This is a genomic window from Nonomuraea sp. NPDC001636 (assembly GCF_040298265.1).
Classification (GTDB): domain Bacteria; phylum Actinomycetota; class Actinomycetes; order Streptosporangiales; family Streptosporangiaceae; genus Nonomuraea.
The window spans coordinates 21,820-43,969 of record NZ_JBEOZT010000044.1 but is presented as its reverse complement, the minus strand read 5'-3'; the positions used below and the strand labels follow the sequence as shown (position 1 = coordinate 43,969).

Annotated in this window: 15 protein-coding genes; 8 read left to right on the top strand and 7 right to left on the bottom strand. The window is 70.7% G+C overall.

The genetic code is table 11. The features are described 5' to 3' along the window. Positions 1–210 precede the first annotated feature (210 nt). Positions 211–2,157, top strand: coding sequence for a sensor histidine kinase (locus tag ABT158_RS46930; protein ID WP_352365247.1), 1,947 nt, complete (start codon positions 211–213; stop codon positions 2,155–2,157). A 157-nt stretch (positions 2,158–2,314) separates the two neighbouring features. Here the strand turns inward: ABT158_RS46930 and ABT158_RS46925 are convergent, their stop codons facing one another. Continuing rightward, complete coding sequence (locus tag ABT158_RS46925; protein ID WP_352365245.1) at positions 2,315–2,788, bottom strand: hypothetical protein; 474 nt, start codon at positions 2,786–2,788, stop codon at positions 2,315–2,317. A gap of 111 nt (positions 2,789–2,899) precedes the next feature. On the opposite strand from ABT158_RS46925, the gene ABT158_RS46920 reads away from it, so the two are divergent. Then, complete coding sequence (locus ABT158_RS46920) at positions 2,900–3,178, top strand: hypothetical protein (protein WP_352365243.1); 279 nt, start codon at positions 2,900–2,902, stop codon at positions 3,176–3,178. 135 nt (positions 3,179–3,313) lie between these two features. Here ABT158_RS46920 and ABT158_RS46915 read toward each other — a convergent pair whose 3' ends face one another. Next, a complete protein-coding gene (locus ABT158_RS46915; RefSeq protein ID WP_352365241.1) occupies positions 3,314–4,234 on the bottom strand; it encodes an NmrA/HSCARG family protein in 921 nt (306 codons plus the stop codon). Between the two features lie 85 nt (positions 4,235–4,319). On the opposite strand from ABT158_RS46915, the gene ABT158_RS46910 reads away from it, so the two are divergent. The 3 genes from ABT158_RS46910 to ABT158_RS46900 all read left to right on the top strand — a co-directional run bounded on the left by ABT158_RS46910 (position 4,320) and on the right by ABT158_RS46900 (position 12,441). Next, positions 4,320–4,910 (top strand): TetR/AcrR family transcriptional regulator, encoded by a 591-nt coding sequence (locus ABT158_RS46910; RefSeq protein WP_352365239.1) that lies wholly within the window; start codon positions 4,320–4,322, stop codon positions 4,908–4,910. Positions 4,911–5,430: 520 nt separating this feature from the next. Then, positions 5,431–8,292 (top strand): helix-turn-helix transcriptional regulator, encoded by a 2,862-nt coding sequence (locus tag ABT158_RS46905; protein ID WP_352365237.1) that lies wholly within the window; start codon positions 5,431–5,433, stop codon positions 8,290–8,292. A gap of 210 nt (positions 8,293–8,502) precedes the next feature. Beyond that, positions 8,503–12,441: a S8 family peptidase gene (locus ABT158_RS46900; protein WP_352365235.1), complete on the top strand. Its 3,939-nt coding sequence runs from the start codon at positions 8,503–8,505 to the stop codon at positions 12,439–12,441. 270 nt (positions 12,442–12,711) lie between these two features. Here the strand turns inward: ABT158_RS46900 and ABT158_RS46895 are convergent, their stop codons facing one another. Continuing rightward, positions 12,712–13,107: a hypothetical protein gene (locus ABT158_RS46895; RefSeq protein ID WP_352365233.1), complete on the bottom strand. Its 396-nt coding sequence runs from the start codon at positions 13,105–13,107 to the stop codon at positions 12,712–12,714. Positions 13,108–13,296: 189 nt separating this feature from the next. Further along, positions 13,297–14,091, bottom strand: coding sequence for a neutral zinc metallopeptidase (locus ABT158_RS46890; protein WP_352365231.1), 795 nt, complete (start codon positions 14,089–14,091; stop codon positions 13,297–13,299). A 307-nt stretch (positions 14,092–14,398) separates the two neighbouring features. Between ABT158_RS46890 and ABT158_RS46885 the strand changes: the two genes are divergently transcribed. Beyond that, on the top strand, positions 14,399–15,070 hold the full coding sequence (locus tag ABT158_RS46885; protein WP_352365229.1) for an SAVMC3_10250 family protein: 672 nt from the start codon (positions 14,399–14,401) through the stop codon (positions 15,068–15,070). Between the two features lie 513 nt (positions 15,071–15,583). Next, the gene (locus ABT158_RS46880) at positions 15,584–17,338 is read left to right on the top strand and encodes an SGNH/GDSL hydrolase family protein (protein ID WP_352365227.1); all 1,755 of its coding nucleotides are present in this window, start codon (positions 15,584–15,586) and stop codon (positions 17,336–17,338) included. A gap of 81 nt (positions 17,339–17,419) precedes the next feature. On the opposite strand, the gene ABT158_RS46875 is transcribed toward ABT158_RS46880, so the two are convergent. Together ABT158_RS46875 and ABT158_RS46870 are read right to left on the bottom strand one after the other, a co-directional pair. After that, positions 17,420–18,487 carry a hypothetical protein gene (locus ABT158_RS46875; protein ID WP_352365225.1) on the bottom strand — a complete coding sequence of 356 codons (1,068 nt, stop codon included), beginning with the start codon at positions 18,485–18,487 and terminating at the stop codon, positions 17,420–17,422. 117 nt (positions 18,488–18,604) lie between these two features. Continuing rightward, on the bottom strand, positions 18,605–19,558 hold the full coding sequence (locus ABT158_RS46870; RefSeq protein WP_352365223.1) for a hypothetical protein: 954 nt from the start codon (positions 19,556–19,558) through the stop codon (positions 18,605–18,607). Between the two features lie 220 nt (positions 19,559–19,778). Here ABT158_RS46870 and ABT158_RS46865 point away from each other — a divergent pair, with 220 nt between their 5' ends. Beyond that, the gene (locus ABT158_RS46865; protein ID WP_352365221.1) at positions 19,779–20,486 is read left to right on the top strand and encodes a poly-gamma-glutamate hydrolase family protein; all 708 of its coding nucleotides are present in this window, start codon (positions 19,779–19,781) and stop codon (positions 20,484–20,486) included. A gap of 145 nt (positions 20,487–20,631) precedes the next feature. On the opposite strand, the gene arfA is transcribed toward ABT158_RS46865, so the two are convergent. Then, positions 20,632–22,125: an arabinosylfuranosidase ArfA gene (gene arfA, locus ABT158_RS46860; RefSeq protein ID WP_352365219.1), complete on the bottom strand. Its 1,494-nt coding sequence runs from the start codon at positions 22,123–22,125 to the stop codon at positions 20,632–20,634. Between the last annotated feature and the right edge of the window lie 25 nt (positions 22,126–22,150).

The window sequence follows — 22,150 nt, the reverse complement described above, 5'->3', positions numbered from 1 at the left end:
GCATCGGCCCAGGCCATGACTCTGTGAGGGCTGACGTCGACGATGTCGGAATCGCGCTGCTGATCTGGCAGGAGCGGTGCGCGAACAGGCGCCGACACCCCAGATGGGACGCCCCTGCCCGCCCTCAGTGGGCCCCTTGCCATAGTGGCGGTCCTGCGGCACTCGTAGGCTACGCGGGTGCAAACATGGGCAAAATGGACTGTCCTTCTGGTGCTGGCCGGGTTAGCAGGCGTCTACGCGATAGCCGGCTCACCCCTGGCCCTGGCAGTCCTCGGCTTACAGGTGCTCTTCACCCGGCGCCGGTCCTGGTGGTTGATCGCGCTGCAGGCCGCCGCCGCCTACGGTTCCGTGTTCGCCTTCGACACCTCGGTCGGCATCCTCGGCTTCGTCGCCGGTTCACTGCTGCTGACCACGTCCTGGCCGCTCGCCCTCGTGGTGACGGGCAGCGCGCTGCTGCTGGGACCGGCAGACCCGGTGATCAGCATGGTGCTGATCGCCCTGATCGTGTACGGCCTGGCCACGATGCTGGACCGGATCCAGGAAGTGACCGCCGCTCGCCTGTCGCTGGCGATGACCGCGGCGGCCGAGGAACAGCTCCGCATCGCGGCGGAACTCAACCAGAGCCTGGGCGCCGCGCTCGACACGATCGCGGCCAGCGCCCGGAAGGGCACGCCTGACGTGGAATCGGCCCGGCACTCGCTGAGCGAGGCCAGAGCCGCCGCCGTCGGCTACCGCGCGATGTCGCTGGCCCCCGAACTCACCACCGCCAAGGGCATGCTGATCGCCGCGGGAATCGCCACCGAGGTGCGGATACGGCACGCGGAACCGCTCGGCCCGGCCGGCGCACTGCTGGCCACTGTCCTGCGCGAGGCCGTGACCGAGATCGTCCGGCGCCGCGCCGCCTCCCGCTGCGTGATCGAGTCAGCCACAGAAGACAACACCGTACGGCTGAGCATCGCCCACGACGGCGCCCCCAGCGCCACGGACGACTTCCTGGCCGATCTCCCCGCCCAGGTCGCGGCGGCCGGTGGCACGCTCACCACCGGCGTCGACGACAACGCTCAGGTCCTGGTGGAGGTGGCGCTGCCCGGCACCACGCTGCCTGACCCGCCCGCCCTGTCCAGCAAGCTGTCGACGGCGGTGCTCGCGGCGGTGCTGGTCGGGTTCTCGGCCAAGGCGTTGCTGCTGGCCGGTTCGTGGTGGCCCCTTCCGCTGCTGGCCGTCATCATTGTCATCCACCTGCGCTCGATCGAGGGCAGGCATCCGATCGCACTGATCGTCATGGGCGTGCTGACGCTCGCCCCGATCCCGGTGTTCGAGCAGGCCTGGCTGGTGACGACGGGGTTCCTGACCGGGCCGCTGCTGCTGGCCCTCCGGCTCAGGGCGGCGGTGCCGCTGGTGGCCGCCGTCATGGCGGTGGTGGGCGTCGCCGGGCTGGCGATCGGCCTGCCGTACCCGCTGGTGGTGAACTACACGGTCAGCACCCTCGTGACGGGACTGGTCATCTACGGCCTGTTCACGCTGGCACGGCTCGACCGGGAGCTGAGCGCGGCCAGAGACGGGCTGGCCAGGTCGGTGGTGGTGGAGGAGCGGCTGCGGGCCGCGCGTGACCTGCACGACCTGCTCGGACACACGCTGGCGGCGATCCTGCTCAAGAGCGAGCTGGCCAGGCGGCTGGAACCCGAACGCGCCCGCGCAGAGCTGGACGACGTGCTGGCCATGACCGAGCGGGCCGTGAGCGACCTGCGCACCGTCTCCGGCGAGCGGGGGAGCCTGTCGCTGGCGGGCGAGGCCGACTCAGTCCGTTCGGTGCTGGCGGCCGCGGGCATCGAGGTCACGCTGGAACTCGGTCACGGCACGCTCGGCACCGCGGTGGAGACCACGCTCGGCGCCGTGCTGCGCGAGGCGGTCACCAACGTGCTGCGGCACAGCTCCGCCCGCCACTGCGCGATCAGCACGAACGAACGCGACGGCGAAGTACGCCTGGCCGTACGGAACGACGGCGCGCAGGCCAAGCCGATCCGCCGCGGCTCGGCCGGGATGGGCAACCTGACCACGCGCCTGGCCGAGCTGGACGGGCGGCTGGACCTGTCCCGGGACGGCGAGTGGTTCGAACTGGCCGCGACGGTGCCGACGCGCTCCTGGGTCCCCGCCTGAATCACGCCTAGCCACGCTGTCGGCGCCGAGGAACACTTCGGCAGCGATCCGGGTGGTCTCGGCGCCGGTGGCGACAAAGCGCGGGATGACGGACCAGCTGTATTGACCACGAGGGTTGTTGGCAGCGGGGGCCGGGATGACTTGCACCCTCGAAGGCTTACAACCCGTGGCCCCCGGAAACGCGAGCCATATCGAGAGCCAAATGTGAGCGGCGCAGGCGGCCAGTTCTCATCAAGCGACCCAGATCGGCGCGGGTGTCATGCATGAGCTGCAGATGGAAGTAGTTCACGTGCTCCAACAGCGCGAACACCCACAGCGCCGCCCCCGGCCAGACCTGCGTGCCGGACGCGCCCATGACCAGGCCGGCAACCACCACGACGGCGCCCGCCACCAGCAGGCCGACGTTGATCCGAGAGATTATGCGATACATCGCCATCCCTGCCGGAACGGGAGCTCGCGAAGAGAGCTGGGTGCTCTTCAACCACCAGTACACGCCGCCCTCGGCCAAGACGAGCAGGACCAGCACAAGCCCTGCCGAGTTGGCTACGGTCAAGGGCATGCCCAGTATGCCGATCAGCACCCCGGCGATCAGCGGAATGTTGACGGACTCCAGAACTGCCAGAGTCTTCATTCGGCGAAGCACGGACGCACGGGGAGAAAGCACGACAGCCATTCTCTCCGACCTGCGCTGAGACACCAGCGCCGGTGCGCCTGGCGTCCACTTCGGCCGGCGATCGTCGACATGCCGTTGGCCGGTGACCCGAGCAGCACGGGCGAGAACACGGCCGGCCTGACCAACGGCCCGCCGGCCGGCCGCGCGGGTGCGCCCGGCGCGCTCGGCAGCGACCGTTTCCTCCACCCGGCCGGGCAGCGGCGCCGGCACCACTCCCCCGTCCTCGCCCTCCGCCGCGGGACCAGGATCGGACGGCTCGCCCGCGGGGATGTCCCCGAGCTGTCCCGCGACGGAATCGCCGGCGTGCTGGCCCTCCGCTCCGACCACTCGTACGGCGAGGTCTCTTGATCGTGGTCACGCAGAGTCGACGATGTTGCCGGCTAATGCACGCGAGAGCCGCCCCGGCCGTCCCCTCCGATCCTGTGGCCCAGGGTTCGAGGAGCAATCGCAGCGGCCGCACCGGTTCCTGGCGAGTCGGACGAGTCAGCCTTTGAGGAGTGTGGCGATGGCTTCGGCGCCGCCTTGGTTCAGCCAGCTTGGGAAGTCCAGCAGGCCCGGGTGGCGGTGGCGTAGGGCGGGGATGTCGGCGCGCCATAGTCCGCGTTGGGCGGTGAAGGCCCGAGTGGCGTCCTCGCTCAGGTTCAGCTCCTCGCCAGCGACCTGCTGGTAGGTGATCTGGCGCCCGAGTTGCCGGCTGATCAGGCGCACGGTGGCCTCGGGGGTCAGTTCGTCGCCTGCCAGCTCCAGGGCCTGGCCGAGATAGGCGGTGGGGTCGGCGAAGGCGAGGGCGGCAAAGGCGCCGATGTCGCTCACGGCGACGAGTTGCACGGGCACATCGGGGGCGAACAGGTGGCGCAGGACTCCGTCGGTGGAGATGCCGCCCAGCTCAAGCCCGGGGATGGCGTGGTTCTCCATGAAGCGCACCGGTCGCAGGATGGTGGCCGGCAGTCCGAGGGCGGCGATGTGCTGCTCGATGGCCCACTTGCTCTCCCAGTAGGAGATGCCGGTGCCTCGCTCGGCACCCCCGACGGAGGCAAAGACCAGGTGGGCGACGCCGGCCGCAGCCGCAGCCTCCGCCAGGTGACGGCCGCGCCGGATCTCCCGTTCGCTGTCCGCATCGTCGGGGGTGACGGCGAAGACGCCGTAGGCGTCGGCCATGGCCGACTTGAGACTGCTGGGATCGTCCAGGTCACCCATCAGCAGCTCGGCGCCCGCTGCGGCCAGTCCGCGGGCGGCCGTGGCGACGGGATCCCGGACCAGAACGCGCACCGGCCAGCCGTCGGCCAGCAGGCGTGCGGCGGTGGCTCCGCCCTGCCGGCCGGTGGCGCCGGTGACCAGGACAGGCTTGCCGGCCCTGCTCGCGGCGGTGGTGGTGGAGAGCGAATGCTCCACGGGTGTGGTCATGTGAGGTCCTCCGGAAACGGTAAAGTTGAGACTGTCCCGAGAAAATATCGAGATAGTCTCAAGTTTTCAAGCGAGGGTTCTGCTCATGAACGCCGGCACACCGCCACCCCGTCGTCGCATGCGGGCCGACGCACAGCGCAACTACGAACGGCTGCTGACCGAGGCGGCGGCCGCGTTCGCCGAGCACGGCGCGGACTTCTCCCTGGAGGCGATCGCGCGCCGGGCCGGGGTGGCCAACGGCACGCTCTACGGCCACTTCCCCACCCGCCGGGCCCTGCTGGAGGCGCTGATGGGTGATCGGATGCAGGCCCTGGCTGCGACCGGCGCTGAACTGCTCACCGCGCGCTCACCCTTCGATGGCCTGGCCACCTGGGCGCGGGCGGCCATGGTGCACACGACGATCTACCGAGGGCTCGGCGTCACGCTTATGCAGGCCGTCGAGGATGAAACCTCCGAACTGCACGCGGCGTGCAAGGCGGTGCTCACTGCCGGAGAGGAGTTGCTGGCCCGGGCGCGAACGGCCGGTGAAGTACGGCCGGATGTCACCGCCCCGGACCTGTACGCGCTGATCAACGCGGCGGCATGGGCAGGCGAGCAGAGCTCCCCACCCCAGGGAGAGCGGCTCCTGACCTTCGGACTGGATGGATTCCGGACCTCGGCCACTGATCGCGAGTGATCGCGCACCTGGACTCGGCGGGCCTGCCCTGGGCACCCGCTCGCCGTGATGAGGGGGGTTGGTGTTTCAGGGACCGTCGTTCACTGGCCGGTCTTGTCATGCCCGCGCCCGGGTGCGTGTCCGCCCCGGGCGGCGCGGCGGCATCGGGCGGTGAACCTGCTGGACCTCGACAAGGAGAACACCCACAGGTGGGTAGATCTTGGTGCAATCGCGCCGCTGACGGCCCCGACTTCATGTTCCTGCGCGAAGCACTACCGGACGAGGTGATGGAGGGTTGCTGGAACATCGATCCAGCTCCGTGGCCTGTGCATAGGGGTCGCCGAAGTCACCCACACCTTGGCACCGCCACGGCCACCCGGCCGCTCACGTACGCGCCGGCCTGGCCCCAACGTCGGCGCCACCGCCAGACCCGCGCCCGAGCCGGCCGCTCTCGGGGACGGTGGCTTCTCCATCATGAAATCGAGCTGAACTACTAGCTAGTAGGCTGAACCTCGTTCTGATCTCGAACGAGGCCGGTGACGTGACCCCCCGAAGCGCCAGCAGCGCACAGATCGTCTCGCCGAAACTGGTCGCCCGGGCGACAGAGCTGTCCGCGCTGTTGTCCACGCTCGGCAGCCCCCCGGCAGTCGCGGTCGTCGAGGGCGAGGCGGGGATCGGCAAGACCCGGCTCGTCAGGGAGCTGGCCACCGAGCTGGCCGGAACGCTGGTGCTGACCGGCGGCTGCGGGCACATCCGCGAGCCGTTCCCGCTCGGCCCGGTGCTCGAAGCGCTGCGCGGCACCGGCGAACTGCTGGCGGCCGTCTCCCTGTCACCGGTGGCGGGGGCGTTGCGGCCGCTGCTGCCCGAGCTCGCGCACGTCCTCCCGCTCGTCCCTGAGCCGCTGGACGATCGGGTCGGCGAGCGGCACCGCGTGTTCCGCGGGCTGGCCGAGCTGCTGACCACCCTCGGCGCGGTGGTCCTGGTGCTGGAGGACATGCACTGGGCCGACGAGCAGACCGTCGAGTTCCTCGGTTACCTGCTGTCGGATCCCCCGCCGGACCTGAGCGTGGTCCTCACCTACCGCGGCGAGGAAGTGGGAGTCGGCGTGCGGGCGCTGACCTCCCGGCTGCCCACGGCCGTGGCCAGGACCCGGGTGGCGCTGGTCCCGTTCAGCACGGCGGAGACGCAGGAGCTGGCCGCCTCGATCCTCGGCGCCCCGCGCGTGTCCGAGGACTTCGCGCTCTACCTGCGGGACCGCACGTCGGGCCTGCCGTTCGCGATCCAGGAGCTGCTGGCGCTGCTGCGCGCCCGCGGCACCCTCGTACGGCGCGACGGCGGCTGGGCGCGCAAGACGATCGACGAGCTCGACGTCCCCGCCGGGGTGCGCGACTCGGTGCTCGAACGGGTCAGCCGCCTGTCTCCAGCCGCCCGCGCAGTGGTCGAGGCGAGCGCGGTGCTGGAGGCGCACGTCCCGATCGGCACGCTGCTGGCCACCTGCCGGATCCCGGCGGGCGAGGCGGAAACCGGACTGGACGAGGCCCTCGAACGCGGCCTGCTGATCGAGCGGTCAGGGCTGGTCGGGTTCAGGCATCTGCTGGCCGTACAGGCCGTGTACGGCAGCGTGCCGCTGTCGCGGCGGCGCGACCTGCACGTGCGGGCGGGTGCGGCGGTGGCGCGGCTCAGCCCGGTACCGCTCGGGCAGCTCGCGCACCACCTGCGCCACTCCGGGCAACTGGACGCCTGGGTGTCGGCGGCCGAGCAGGCCGCCGACCAGGCGACCGCGCTCGGTGACGACGACGAGGCGGCACACCTGCTGAAGGCGGTGCTGCGTGAGGCCCCGCTCGACCCGGTACGGCGGGCGGAACTCGCGGTCAAGCTCGGCTGGGCGAGCACCAGGACGCTGAAGGTCGTCGCCGAGCTCGACGCGCTGTCAGCGGCGCTCGCGCACGACCCGCCACAGCCGCTGCGCGGGGAGCTGCGCTTCCTGTACGCGCTGGGCCTGGACCGGACGGCGGCGGAGCCCCCGCTGCAGTGGCGCGCCTTCACCGACGCGGTGGAGTCGCTGGACGGGCGCCCCGACCTGCTGGCACAGGCGATGGTGGGGCTCGGCCTGCCGACGACTCCGGACGTGCCGCTGGCCGAGCACGTCGGCTGGCTGGAACGGGCGCTGGAGCAGTTGCCCGCGATCGATGACGCGCCCCTGCGCGCGTTCGTGCTGGGCAAGGTCGCCATGGTGCTCACGGCGGTGGGCGATCCCCGCTGGGCGGAGCTGTCGGACCGGCTGCTGGCGCAGACGGGCGGCAGGCCGGTGAACCGCAGGGAGGTGGGGGCGTTCTGCTCTCTCGGCGAGGACGCGGGCTACGCCGGGCGGTACGAGGTCGCCGACCGGATGCTCTCGGCCGCGCTGCTCGGGGCTCCGGGCTGCGACGTGACCCGGTGGATGGAGTTCGAATGCCGGGCGTCGTACGCAGCCCTCGCCTACGCGCGCGGTGCGTGGGCGGGCCTGCGGGAGGAGGTCGAATTCCTGTCCGAACGGCTGGCCGGGCACCCGCGCCAACTCGCCGTCCTGGACATTCTCAGGGCCTGCCTGACGCTCGCCTCCGGCGAGGTGGAGGAGGCCAGGCTCGGGCTGCTTGACGTGGTGGAGCGGGCGACGCGGATGGGCGCGATCGACGTGCTGCCGATCGCGATGGGCGCGCTGCTCAGGCAGGGCGGCGAACCGCCCGCCGGGCTCGCGGCGGCCATCGCGGTGTGGGACACCAAACGGCTCTGGCCGGTGGCCGTGCGGGTGCTGCCGCCGCTGGTCGACGCGCTGGTCACGGCCGGGCGCCAGGACGAGGCGGAGGCGCTGACCGACCGGCTCGGCCGTGAGCTCGCCACGCTGGACGCGCCGCTCGCGCCACCGTCGCTGGCCCACGCCCGCGGCCTGCTGGCCGCCGGCGCGTCGGACCCGGCCACCGCATCCGCCGAGTTCCTGGCCGCGGTTGACGACTACGACCGGCTCGGCTGCCCGTACGAGGCCGCCCAGGCGCGCGAGCTGGCCGCCGCCAGCCTGTTCGCGCTCGCCGACGAGCGCGCCGCCGAGCTGCTGAACGCGGCCCTGGCCGGGTACGCCGCGCTCGGTGCCCGCTGGGACCTCGACCGTGCCTCCCACCTGGCCAGGCGGCGCGGCGTCCCCTCGCCGGCCCGGCACCGGGGCGGGCCGAGCGGCTACGGCGGCGACCTGTCACCCCGGGAGCGGGAGGTCGCGACGCTGGCGGCGACCGGGCTGACGAACAGAGAGATCGCCACGGAGCTCTTCCTGTCGACGAAGACGGTCGACAAGCATCTCAGCGCGGCGCTGCGCAAGCTCGGGCTGCGTTCGCGGGCCGCGCTCGCCCGAAAGCTGGACGGCGGGGCATAAATGGGGATTCTTACCCATAGGTAGGTAGGGGGCGCGCCGCAGACCATGGGCGTCATGTCCGGAACCGATCCGCAGCGTGACCTTGAGCACCCGGAGGAGCCCGAAGAGGGCGACCAGGAGCCCGCCGAGGACCCCGCTGCCCTAGTGCCCGATGACGGATGGGTCGACGTCTGACCGCCCGCCTGCCTGACCTACCTCCCGAGGAGCCCCATGCCTAGTTTCTCGCGCCTGTTACGGCGCGGATCCGCCGTCGTCGTCACCGCGGTGACCCTCGCCGGCTCGCTGTCCGCCGTCTCCACTCCGGGTGCGCTGGCCGTGCCGGCCGCGCAGCCCGATCTGGACCGGCTGCCGGCGGGCACGCACAAGATCACGCTCATCACCGGCGACACCGTCACCCTGTCGGACCGGGGCGGCGCTCACCAGGTCGACGTGGACCCCGCCGCCCGTCCGGGCGGCCCGACGCCCGCCTTCCTGACCAGGGCGACGCCCAAGGGCGTGTACGTCTTCCCGACCGACGCCATGGCCGCCGTGAACGCGGGCAACGTCGACAAGGAACTGTTCAACGTCGAGTACCTGGCCGAGAACGGCTACACCGACGCCGAGACCAAGCAGCTGCCGGTCATCGTCCAGTACCCGAAGGGACGGCGCGGGGTGAAGGCGGCGGCGGACGCGCTGCCGGCCACCACCACCGCCACCGACCTGACCAGCATCAGCGGCGCCGGACTGCAGGTCGACAAGGCCGCGGCCGGCGACTTCTGGAGCGCCGTCCGCGACGGCGGTACGGCCGCGCGCACCCTCAAGCAGGGCGTCGCCAAGCTCTGGCTGGACCGGAAGGTGCAGGTCAACCTGGCCGAGAGCGTTCCGCTGATCGGCGCGCCCCAGGCCTGGGCCGCCGGGTTCGACGGCACCGGGGTGAAGGTCGCCGTCCTCGACACCGGCGTCGACACCAAGCATCCCGACCTGGCGGGCGTGCTCGCGGAAACGCACTCGTTCGTCCCCGGCCAGGACGTGACCGACGGCCACGGCCACGGGACCCACGTGGCCTCCACGATCGCGGGCTCGGGCAGTGCGTCCGACGGGAAGAACAAGGGCGTCGCCCCAGGCGCCAAGCTGCTGATCGGCAAGGTGCTCGACAACGCCGGCCAGGGCGAGTCGTCCTGGCTCATCGACGGCATGGAGTGGGCCGCGAGCAGCGGCGCCAAGGTCGTCAGCATGAGCATCGGCGGCGGCGTCAGCGACGGGTCCGACCCGATGTCGCAGGCCGTCGACGAGCTGACGGCGAGCACCGGCACGCTGTTCGTGATCGCCGCGGGCAACAACGGGCCCGGAGCACGGACCGTCAACACACCGGGGACCTCAGAGGCCGCCCTGACGGTGGCGGCCACGACGAAGACCGACGAGCTGGCCGGCTTCTCCAGCCGCGGCCCCCGCCTGGACGGGGCCCTCAAGCCGGACATCGCCGCCCCGGGCTTCGCCATCGTCGCCGCGCGGGCCGCGGGCACCGCGATGGGCACGCCGGTGGACGACTACTACACCTCCGCCAACGGCACCTCGATGGCGACCCCGCACGTGGCGGGCGCCGTGGCGATCCTGGCCCAGCGCCACCCCGACTGGACGGCGGCGCAGTACAAGGCCGCGCTGATGAGCACCAGCAAGCAGGTCGGGCTGACCGTCTACGAAGGGGGCGCCGGCCGGGTCGACGTGGCCAGGGCGGCCTCCCAGCAGGTCGTCGCCGCCACCGCGAACCTGGACTTCGGCGACGGCAAGACCGCCACGAAGCAGGTCACCTACGCGAACCTGACGGACCAGCCGGTCACGCTCACGCTGACCCCGACGCTGTCCGACAGCAAGCGCAAGCCGGTCGAGGGCGCGCTGAGCGCCGACAAGACCCTCACGGTCCCCGCCGGCGGCACCGCGTCCGCGACGGTCACGCTCGACGCGGCCGACCTCGGCTTCGGCGCGTACGGCGGCGCCATCACCGCCGAGGCGGGCGACGTACGGCTCAGCACCCCGGTCGGCCTCTTCATCGCGGGACCGAGGGTCACGCTCACCGTCAAGACGATCGGCCGGGACGGCGCCCCGCTGACCCCCGCGGGACTCGACGTCATCAGCGTGACGGACTCGGACGAGGAGCCCGACGGCGTCGCCGTCCCGGAACCGGGCGTGGTGACGATCCGGGTGCCTCCGAGCACCTACAGCGTGATGGAGCTGGCCAGCTGGATCGATGACGACTCGCGCACCAACTACGCCTGGCTGAGTGATCCGGAGGTGAACGTCGCCGAGGACACCACGATCACGCTCGACCTGCGCAAGGCCAGCCAGGTGCGGTTCGGCACGCCCACTCCCGCCGGTCCGCTGAACAACACCGTGATCGAGATGTACCAGCGCACGACGGAGAACGGCGCGCGGTACGCGGGCGTGCTCGACCACAGCCCCTGGGACCTGGTCTGGGCCACCCCGACCAAGCGCGTCACCAAGGGCACGTTCCGCTTCGCCCAGCAGGCGATTCTCGGCCAGTCGGAGGTGAGCATGTCCCTCCTCGGCAAGGGCATGCCCGGCATCCAGGCCGTCCCGGGGATGCATGACGAGTTCGAGGGGGTCGAGAGCCAGAACGGCCATCCCGGCTGGGTCCCGTTCACCGGAACCCGGGATCTCCCGGTGGTGAACGTGGGAACGGGCACCCCGGAGGAACTGGCCGGGCTCGACCTCAAGGGCAAGCTGGCGCTGCTGGAGACCGGCTTGCAGGCGAACATCTTCGGCACGGCCTGCGGCGTGCCGATCGAGGTGGTGCAGAACCTGCGCGCGGCCGGGGCCGCCGGTGTGGTGGCGTTCCCGAGTACGCCGTCGGAGACGATGCCCCGATGCTCCCTGCCGTTGCCGATCTCGCAGACGCCGTTCACCGGCGAGCTCAAGGAGCTGGGCATCGCCAACGTGTCCCTGTCCGCCCGTGACGGCGCGGCGGTACGCGACCGGCTGGCCAAGGGCCCGGTCACGATCCGGGTGACGGGAACGCCGGACACCCCCTTCACGTACGCGCTGAAGGAGTACCAGGAGGGCAGGATTCCCGAATCGCTGAACCACACCTACAAGCGCAACCAGCTCGCCCAGGTCGACGTGGTGCACGTGGCCCCGGACCCGGCCACCAAGTTCTCCGACCACCGCCTGGCCTGGAAGCAGGACGAACGCCTCCTCGTCGCGCAGGCCGTCGAACTCGGCGCCTGGTCGGCCGTCGGTCCGCACACCCGGCGTGACTACGTCGGTCCACTGGCGGCGGACGTGATGCAGCTGAACATCAGCGTGGCGAGGCCGTCGGACAACACCGTCGAGACGAGCGACGCTCTGGACGTCTACGACAAGGCGGTCCGCACCCAGCAGCGGATGTTCGCAGGACCGCGCACGCCCGGCGGCTACACGGCTCCGGACCAGGTGTACCGGGTGCCCGACCCCGCCAGGCCGTACCCGGCGACCCTGGGCCTGAACACCCCGTGCGACCTGTGCAGGCGCGGCGACCTGCTCTTCCCCGTCTTCCACACGATGAGGGTGAACGGCGGGCTCCAGCAGCACGACGACATGGGCGGGATCTTCAGCTACACCTACCGTCTCACCAAGCAGGACGGGACCGACGTGCCGTTGACCAACATCAACCGCATCCCCCTGTTCAGGCTGCCCCCGGAGAAGGCCACGTACCGGCTTTCGGCGACGAGCAAGACGATCAACGCAGTCTGGACGTTCACCTCGTTCCGTGCGGAGAAGGACACGGTGAAGCCCGGGCACATCTGCGCCGTCGTGTCCGCCGATCCGTGCCGTCCCGAGCCGATGGTCACCGTCGGCTTCGACCTGGATGACACGCTCGACCTGCGGAACACCGTGGCCACCGGGCGCCACCGCTTCACCGTCAACGCGGGGCACGGTCCTTCGCTGGAGGCGATGCCGAAGATCGCCGGGCTGAAGGTGTGGGCCAGCACGGACGACGGCAAGACGTGGAACCCGGTCCAGCTCTCGAAGGAGAAGGGCGGCTCCTACACCGCGACCGCGACCTACCCGTCCCGTGACAACACCACGGGCACCGTCAGTCTCAAGGCGGAAGCCTGGGACACCGACGGCAACCGGGTGGAGCAGACGACGCTGAAGGCGTTCGGTCTGCGCTGACGAACAACGAGCACCGCCCGGACCGGGGTCCGGGCGGTGCTCCTCGTCCGACTGACGAAGAGGTCATACGCAGCCGATGACGCGTGCCTGCTTTGTGTCGTGCCTGGCCAGCATGTAGTCCGTCCTCATGACGATCGCCGGTCATGCCGGGTTTTCCGACCGTAGCCACTCTTCTTCGGAATTCCACCGCAGCTTGGCCACGTGTCCCGGCCCAGCAAGATCGCCCCTGGCCCATCGTCGGCCATCTGCCGCAGGGCGATGGCCTTGAGCTCAGGATCGTGGTGAGGCGAGGGCCGGCAACGCGGCGGCCAGGGCTCGGCAGTGGGCCGGAGCGTGCTCGCCGTCGCCCAGCCGGATCTGCGGGTCTTGGTGATGCAGCACCACGGCGCCGTCCGGCTGCCAGGCGACGGGCAACGTCCCGCCGTGCATGCCTTCTCCGAGGTCTGCCAGGTCGGGCAGCGCCAGCCCGGCCGCGGCCTGCACGGCGGCCAGCCGGTCACGTAGCTCCCGCACCTGGTCGGCGAGGCGCTCGCGGTGGTAGCGGGTGCGGCGGTCGGGGCTGCAGTCCAGCGCGTCGGCACGCTTGCCCGACGGCAGGGCGCCGCCGCAGTACCGGCAGGCCCGGCGGCCGGCGGCGCGGGTACGCGCAGCGCGCTCGGCGGCCACTGTCTCCTCCGGCCGGCCGGGCAGTACCCGGCCGACGGCACGAGCCCCGTCGACAACCCTGCCGTCTCCAGCCCAGACGCCTCGTCGAACGTGGCGTCGCGGGTGGCGCGGCCCGGCCTGCGCGAAGCGTGCCCAGGAGCTCAACGTCCCGGCCGGCGAGGTGATCCGGCAGACAAGGGCTCTCTGCGGTCAGGAAACCATGGACGAGGAGACCGTCCAGGTGTTGCACGCCTGCGGGGATCTGGCGCGGAAGCCCTTGTCGAGCCAGATGGCGATGTTGCGGCCCTTGCCGTGGTCGCGGTTCTTATACTGCTCGTCCCCGCTGTCGCGCGTTATCTGGAGCAAGATCTCCCAGTCTTCCTCGCTGCGTTCCGTCAAGGAGTCCCAGACGCTGCCGGTGAACACTCCGCCAAGGCACTCCGCCTGCAACTCCTTGCGGCGGATCTGCTCGTTCAGTTCACTCTTGTTCCGGTACGGATATCGGTAGTAGCTGCGGCTGATTCCGGTGAGGTTCTGCACGTGGTGGCCGTACTCGTGGGCGGCCGTCTGGAACAGGAACAGGTCGGTGGAATCGTCGAGCATGTTGTCGTCCAGAAGGACGACGAAACGCCGTTCCGCCTTGCAGTAGGTGGCTGCGGCGGAGCCCCAGGGCTCGCCGCAGTATTTGCGTGGTTTGGTGATGAATCCGATTTTGGCCTTGGCGAAGGGCAGGCCCGCCCTCTTGAAGTGGGCGCCCCATGACCGGTTGAGACAGTTCAGCACTGCGGTCAGGTACCGCTTGGCGGAGGCGACGGTCTTCGGCCCGACTTCGCGCTCCGGGCACTGGCTCGCCCGGAGTTCGCCCGTACGGTACAGCTTGTTCGCGGTCAGAACCCGGGCCCGGATGGGAAAGGCGGATGTCGCGTGTGCGGTGCCGAATAACGGGGTGCCGGATAACAGCAGGACGGCGAGCGTGGTGGTGGCAACAAGGGTGACGAAACGCATGATCGCCATCTTAAGGAGGGGGAAACAGGGACGCGGGCGTCAGGTGCTCTTCGCCTTCCCCGGGCGAGCCGGGCGGGGCCTGTCGGTTTCGTTTGGATCGGCGGCCTGTTCCGGCAGGTCGGTGGGCAGACCGATTGGATCTGCACCTGGAGGCGAGATCGACCGTTTCCGCCCCCAACGGAATGGATGAATGGCCAGTACGACCTTGCTGCTCGTGGGTATCGTCTCAACACATGCGTGAGCTGATCTATTTGTCCGAGCGCAAACTCACTCAGTTCCGTGAGAACGGAAGCCCCCGCCGCCGCCTTTGGAAACGACGCGTCAGCGAACTAGGCGCTACTGCTCCCCTTGGGTTCGGGAACTGCAGTTCACACTGGCCGATGCCCCGCAGGGCCATCCGAACCTGGAACGAGTGCTTCGGCACCTCGAATCCTTGACCCCGAAGCCTGCTGAGTATTCCGAGGGGACACCCGAGGCTGGCCAGTGGGTGAAGTTCAAGACGCGCATGAACTATCAGCTTGTACGGCCTACAACCGACAATTGGGGCGACAACGGCGAACCCATCGAACATCCCGTCGGACCGGCGGCTGTCGTGTTCTGGGAGCCTCACACGCGGCTGGAACCCTGGTCCGGCGCCAAGCCACGACTCGTGCTTCATGGTTCCCCTGAGCATCTTCTGGGTCTGGCAGCCCCGCCCCCCGAGCCCACGGATCTGTCTGTGTCCCGCAGCTATTCCCCCGGCTTCATAAATCTGCTGTACGGCAATCGGCCCCGCAACGGTGAGGATCCGGGTGGGGCACTCGGCGCCCTGCTGCACCAGCTCGATGGACGACGTCTCCCGCCTCATGCTGCTGGTCTTTGCACCGGCTACGCGAGAGTGACGTTTGGGCTGCAGGTGCCATTCTCCGTGGGCGGGCGTTCGGCAACAGTGCGGGCCGTGGTGGCCAGCCCTCTTTACGTTGAACATGCTGCCGCCTGATCTGAGGGTGACGGAAGAGGCAGAGGGCTCAACTCTTCGGCCGTCCCCACGCCGACCACCGGATCGTCTTGTCCGACTCCGGGCAGCATCGACTGGCGCGGGACTCGAAAGCCCTTGAACCGGGGATCGGTGTCGGCGAAGGCGTGGGGCCTCATCGACAACCCGGCGGCGTGCGCGGCTTGCCTGACGCTCATCCTAGGGACCCAGATCAGGTCCAGCCCAGGAGGTGTAGCAGCGCCACGGCCTCCTGCGTCCGCACCGTCTGCCAGCCGGTCGGTCACCTTGTTGCCGGCGTCGCTCCGCCTTTCACCGAAGGGCGCGCAGCGCGACCGCTTCTTTCTGTCGCCTGCTCAGCGAGCAGACGTATGGTCCCGTGCTGCAGGCATTTTGCCGGTATTCCCACGAGATGTGGGCGGCGGCCTTTCGCAGGAGGGTGGGCGGCCAGTTGGCGGAGAAGCGGGCTCGTTCCGCAGCAGGAGGCAGGCCACCTGAGGGTTGCTCATAGTTGACGGCATGACGCGCAGATCCTTACGGCGGCCCCTCCCCCGCGCCCTCACCGCGGGAGCCCTCGCCATCGCCCTGGTCGCGAGCTCCGGCTTCACGCCCGCGAACGCCGCTCCCATCACCGACGTCCCGCTGCTCGACGACTACGACGCCGAATCGCTCGCGAACCTCCCCACCGTCGGCGGTCTGGAGTACCTGGCCCAACGGTACGCGCCGACCGACACCTGCCCGCCGGTGGGCATCGGGCCGGGCGGGCCGCTGTTCTGGGGGGACGACAAGCCCGTCCAGTTCCGCCAGGGCGTCCCCCGGCCGGGGCAGAGGATCGTGAAGATCGTCATCATGGGCGACTCGTACATGTCAGGCGAGGGGGCGGGAGACTACTTCAACAGGCGCGGCTTCCTTCCCGAACCCCGCATCCCGGGAGGGCTGGGAGGGGAGACCTACCCGGCGGCAGGGCACACCGAGGACGACTACACCGAGGACTTCCGTCACCGTTCGGCGAACGCGGCGGTTCTGCAGGCCATCGACCTGCTGCGCCGGGCCAACCCGGAGGTCTTCTTCGACGTGCGGTTCAACGCCTCCTCCGGCGCCGCCAGCGAGCACTTCTTCGTGGGCCAAAACGATCACTCCCGCGTCAACCCGCCCCAGAACCAGGGAGTGGACGAGGCCACCGACCTGGTGATCTCCGGCTTCGGCGGCAACGACGTCGAGTTCGGCCCCATGCTGAACGCCGTGCTCGACGATCCCGTCGACATCGACAACATCGAGGCGCGCATCCGGCCACTGCTCGACACCACCCGCACCTCGCAGCAGGAATGGGACGACTCCCAGCCGCCGCGCCCCCCGTTCGTCCGCCCGCTGACGCAGCCCGCCACCTTGTCGGCCAGGCTGGTGCAGCTGGTTCGGGCGATGCACGCCGCCTCCAACGGCAAGACCAGGGTGATGATGGTCAACTATCCGCAACCCGTCAAGGTCGGCCTGCACCCAGGCGGCCTCATGGGCTGGCTGACGAACATGTGGCCTTATGCCTGGACCAACGCCGCGAAGCTGGCTCCCCAGCTGACCGCCTCCGTCAAGAAGGCGCAGCAGGTCCTGGCCGACCACGGGATCGCCGCCGACGTACTGGACCTCGAGAACGCCTTCGCCGGCCACGAGCTGGGGACCAAGACCCCCTACATCCGCAACGTCAACTGGAGACTGGCCGCGGCTGGGGACGACCTTAACCAGAAGCAGCAGACAGGACATCCCAACCAGGAGGGGCAGAAGGCACTGGCGGGCCACTACGCCTTGATGATCGCGGGTGAGCTCGGGCTGCGGCTCAAGGCGTCCGACGGGGCGCCTCCACCAGCCAGGGCGGCGCAGCCGTGCGACCCCGACCACAGCGACCGTCACTACCTTCCCGCCAAGGCCACCCAGAGCGGAGGGTCGACCGGCGGCGGCGGAGGCGGCACCAGCACCCCCAACGTGGGCCCGCGCTCGACCATGACCTACGTCAACATCGACCCGCCGCCCTTCCACCCGGCGCCCCAGCCCAGCTCACAGCCCAGCTCACAGCCCAGCACTCAGCCCACCCCGGGCACGGGGACGCCGGACCAGACGCCGCGGTGGACCATCTATCCGGTCGACACCGTCCAGCCGACCAACCCGACCATCTCCTTCGACCTGACCCAGCCGCTCCCCTACCTGTGGCCCGTGGGCGGCGGATCGAGCCCGTACCGCGACGTCTTCGAGGTGAAGATCAACGCCGCCCAGCTCCTGCGGTGACGATCGCCACCGACGGGATCCGCGCCCGCTGAAGCCGATCCCGAGAGCTCCCTGAGCTCGGCCGCGCCGGTCGGCGGGGGCTCAGGAGCTCCCGGGCGCGGGCCGCCACACGAGGGCGCGCCGCGAGCCGTCGGGAGCCTCGGCCCACCCGGTGATCTCGCCCTGCGCGTTGACGGCATTGGCCATCGTGGCGGTGCCGGTCGCCGGTTCGGGCAGCAGGGCCGGCGCCACGTCGGGGGCGGCCCAGACCGCCGCGTGGGCGGCGGTGCCCGCCCCCGTGCAGGTGTGCGTGCCGACGATCACGTCGTCGTCGTTGACGGCCTTGGGCGCGGCCAGGCCGCCCGCGTCGGGCAGGCGCCGCATGCCCTCGTCGGCACTCCAGATGTAGCCGCCCGCGAGCACGCCGTCCGCGCCGAGCGCCGCCTGGCCGACGATGTGACCGTCGCCGTTGATCCCCTCGGCCTGGCTCCACTGGCCGCCGAGCGTGCCGAGTTCGGTGATGACGCCGTCCTCCCAGAGGAAGGCCCGGTGGGTCCGCTGGCTCGCCGGGCCGGGCGGTTCCAGGCGGCGCTGGGTGCCGGCGATCTGCCCCGCCGGGTTGACGGCCGCCGCATGGCTGCCGGAGACGGCGGCGAGGTCGGTCCTGACGCCGTCCTGGATGCGGAACGCCTGGTAGCGGGCCGTGCCGTTGGGCAGCAGGTACCGATATTCGCCCACGACCACGCCCGCGCTGACGTCGCGGACCAGGGTGGGGATGCTGCCAAAGGTGCCGAGGTCGGTCATCGTCCCGGCACGCCAGTGGAAGGCGTGCCCCTTCTCCGTCGCTGTGTAGCTGTTGCCGACGACGTTGCCGTCCTCGTCGAGGGCGCCGGCGTAGGCGTGACCGCCCCCGAGGCTGCCGAGATCGACCACCCGCGTGCCGTCCCAGACGGTCGCCCGCTGCTCGCCGGTCGCGCTGACGCTGGAGCCGGCGATCTGTCCCAGGTCGTTGATGTCGAGTGCGTACCCGGTGACGCCGAGGTCGGTGACCTCCCACTGGTCGGTGGTCGCTGGGCAGCCGTCCGCCGCGGCCGGGCCGGCGCCCGCCGCCTGCACGGCCATGAGGAGGATGCTCGCCAGAATGGTCAGGCTCGTGCGCGTGGATCTCATGGTCACCCCACTGTCCGAAGAGCCGGCAAAACGATCACCAAGATACGGGCGGCAACGCCGGCCGCCAAGGCATGAAGGGGAACGTCACCATCCGTCCGCAGGCGATCTCGGAAGGCGTCAGCCGCAGACGCTGGCGGCGGACCTGAGCACGCCGGTGCGGCCGAGGTCCGAACCGGGACACTGACGCTCACGGAAACGTGCTCCGGCGCTGGAGCCCTCCCCGGCGCGCTGGGTCGGGGAGCCCCAACGCAGCGGCACCCCCAGCCGCCCGGCGCGCGATCGAGGTAACGCCTCCGGCGCGCAACCCCCGGGCGGAGTGCGGGCTGCACGAATTGTCCGCACCGCACGGCCACGCCGGGCGGGTACTTGGCCGGCGTACTCGACGGCGCGCATGAACCAACCCAGCAAGGTGGTGCTCGACTCTTCGGGCAGGCCGGTCGCCCCCTGGCACCGTGATCGCGCTCCCCTTCCGCAGGCCGGTGACCCGAGCAGCACGGGCGAGAACACGGCCGGCCTGACCAACGCCACAAAGTTCGCCGCGTTGTCGAACAGCTCGCCGAACAGCAGAGCGCGGGCCGCGCCCACCCGGCCGATGCCGTCATGGGCAGCGGCGCGGGCCTGCTCGATCGTGTCGGCCACGGCTTGCTCCAGATCGGTGCGCAGCCCGGCCGCCACGGCGGCGATCTGGTCGGCCAGCGGCCCGAGGACGGCCTGGGCCTGCTCCAGACGCACCTGCCCGCTGTCGCGGGCGGCGGCGGTCTCGGCCGGGACGCGCTCGCGGTGGTAGCGGGTGCGGTGGTCGGGGCTGCAGTCCAGCGCGTTGGCACGCTTGCCCGGCGGCAGGGCGCCGCCTGAGTACCGGCAGGCCCGGCGGCCGGCGGCGCGGGTACGCGCGGCGCGCTCGGCGGCCACTGTCTCCTCCACCCGGCCGGGAAGTGCCCGGCCGACGGCACAAGCCCGCGTCGACAACCCTGCCGTCTCCAGCCCAGACCCCTCGTCGAACGTGGCGTCGCTGGTGAAGGTGGCCCAGCCGAACCGGGTGCGGTTGAACGCTGCATCAACCGGATCCAACAGTGGCGTGGGTCGGTCTTCCGGTCCGACAAAACGCCCGAAGGCTATCTGGTGGGCTTGCACCCACGCGGGGCCGTCGTCTGGATCCCAGGCCTCCGGCCGGCCTGGTCCGGGACGGCTCCGCGCCGGCCGGGTTGGGGGCCGGGGCGATCCCGCGAGTCCAAATGGTCACGCGTGCCTGGCATGATGGCGGCTCAGGAAGATCGTCGGAGGGTTTGACGTGAAGAAGACGCTGTCCATCGCCGTCGCGGGTCTGCTGGTGATCGGCCTTGCCCCTGCCGCGCACGCCGTGTCCACGGCGCAGGTGAGCGCGCGCGATGTCTACGCCGGCTACGCCCAGCTCTCCGCCCAGGAGACCGAGGGCAGGGACTACCGCCGCGTCCAGCGTGTCCCCCGCGGAGCGCGGGTGGCGCACATCGCCATCCACGGCGGCGCCATCGAGGCGCCCACGTCGCAGCTCGCCGACCAGGCCGCAGGCCGCAGGCACGCCTACTACTCGTTCGAGGGCATCAAGGCCTCCGGCAACAGCGCCCTGCACATCACCGCCACGCACTTCGACGAACCCAAGGCGCTCGCGGTGGTGGCGGGCGTCGACTACACCATCTCCTGGCACGCCGCCGCAGGCGCCGGCGCCACCACTTACGTCGGTGGACGAGACACCGCGTTGATCAAGAAGGTGAAGGCCGAGCTGCGCGCCGCCGGGTTCCCCGTCGCGGCGTCCGTGCCCACGGAGATCGGCGGCACGAGCACCCGCAACATCGCCAACAGGAACCGCAGAGGCATGGGAGTGCAGCTGGAGATCAGCCGGGGCCAGCGGGAGCGGTTCTTCGACGGCGGCAAGCTGACTCGCGCCTGGGTTGAGAACCCCGCCAACCGCACGAAGGCCTTCTACCGCTACGTCGCGGCCGTCAACCGTGCCCTTGGCTGAGCGGCGCGGACAGGGCCTGAGTCACCCTGCTCCTGACCTGGGGAATCACGCTGTCGGACAATGAAGGCATGAGAATCCCCTTCCGCCGGCCAAGGGCGGCGGTGCCCTATCGCTGACCATGGGCCGCCGCCCGGGGGCGCGGGTGTCAGGCCAACTGGATCACGTTCCAGGAGACCGGGGGCAGCAGGACGGTGAGGGGGTCGTGCTGGATGTCGGGGTTGAGTCGGGGGGCGATCCGGTCGGGGGCGTCGGCGGTGTTGCGGGCGTAGACGTCCGGATCGGTGAGCGTGGTGCACTGGACGATGCGGGCGCCGCCGAGTGCGCGGGCGTCGATCTGCAGGGACAGCGGGGCGTCGGTGGCGCGGTTGATCGCGAACAGGGTGGTGGCCTCGCCCTCGGTGTGGGTGGCGACGGCGTGCAGGAGGGGGACGTCGCCGTGGTCGGCGGTCTCGTAGGTCGGAGAGACCGGCTCGATGCGCAGGACGTCGCCTGCGGCCAGTCGTGAGGTCTGGGCGAAGGGGTGGAAGGTGGTCTGGCGCCAGGAGGGGCCGCCGGGTTCGGTCATGATCGGGGCGATGACGTTGACGAGCTGGGCCAGGCAGGCGGCGGTGACGCGGTCGCTGTGGCGGAGCAGGGTGATGAGCAGGCCGCCGAAGGCGACGGCGTCGGCCAGGTGATAGTGGTCTTCCAGCAGGCGGGGGGCGGTCGGCCAGTCTCGCGGCGGGGTGGCGCTCTGGTGGCGGGACAGGTACCAGATGTTCCATTCGTCGAAGGAGATGTTGATCTTCTTGCGGGATTTGAGGGTGGCGCCGATGTGGTCGGCGGTGGCGGTGACGGAGGAGATGAAGTGCTCCATGTCGGTCGCGCAGGCCAGGAAACCGGCCAGGTCGCCGTCTTTCTCCTCGTAGTAGGCGTGGCAGGAGATGTAGTCGACCAGGTCGTAGGTTTCCTGCAGGACGGTGGCCTCCCAGCTGCCGAAGGTGGGCATGGAGGAGCTGGAGCTGCCGCAGGCGATGAGTTCCAGGCCGGGGTCCAGGGCGCGCATGGCGCGGGCGGTCTCGGCGGCCAGCCGGCCGTATTCGCGGGCGGTCTTGTGGCCGGTCTGCCAGGGGCCGTCCATCTCGTTGCCCAGGCACCACATGCGGATGTCGTAGGGCGATTTGGCGCCGCCCGCGACGCGCCGGTCGGACAGGGTGGTGCCGGAGGGGTGGTTGCAGTATTCCAGCAGGTCCAAGGCGGCTTCGATGCCGCGGGTGCCGAGGTTGACGGCCATCATGGGCTCGACTTCGGCCTTGGTGCACCAGCGCAGGAACTCGTCCACGCCGACTTCGTTGGTCTCGGTGCTGTGCCAGGCCAGGTTCAGGCGGCGGGGGCGTTGTTCGCGCGGGCCGATGCCGTCTTCCCAGCGGTAGCCGGAGACGAAGTTCCCGCCTGGGTAGCGCACGGTGGAGATGCCCAGCTCGCGGGCCAGGTGTAGCACGTCGCGGCGGAAGCCGTCCTCGTCGGCGGTGGGGTGGCCGGGCTCGTAGATGCCGGTGTAGACGCACCGGCCCAGGTGCTCGACGAACGTGCCGAAGGTGCGCCTGCTGACCGGAGCGATTTTGAAGGCGGGATCGATCGTGAGGTGTGCCGTGTGCACGGGTGAACTCCAAGTATTCGGGGTG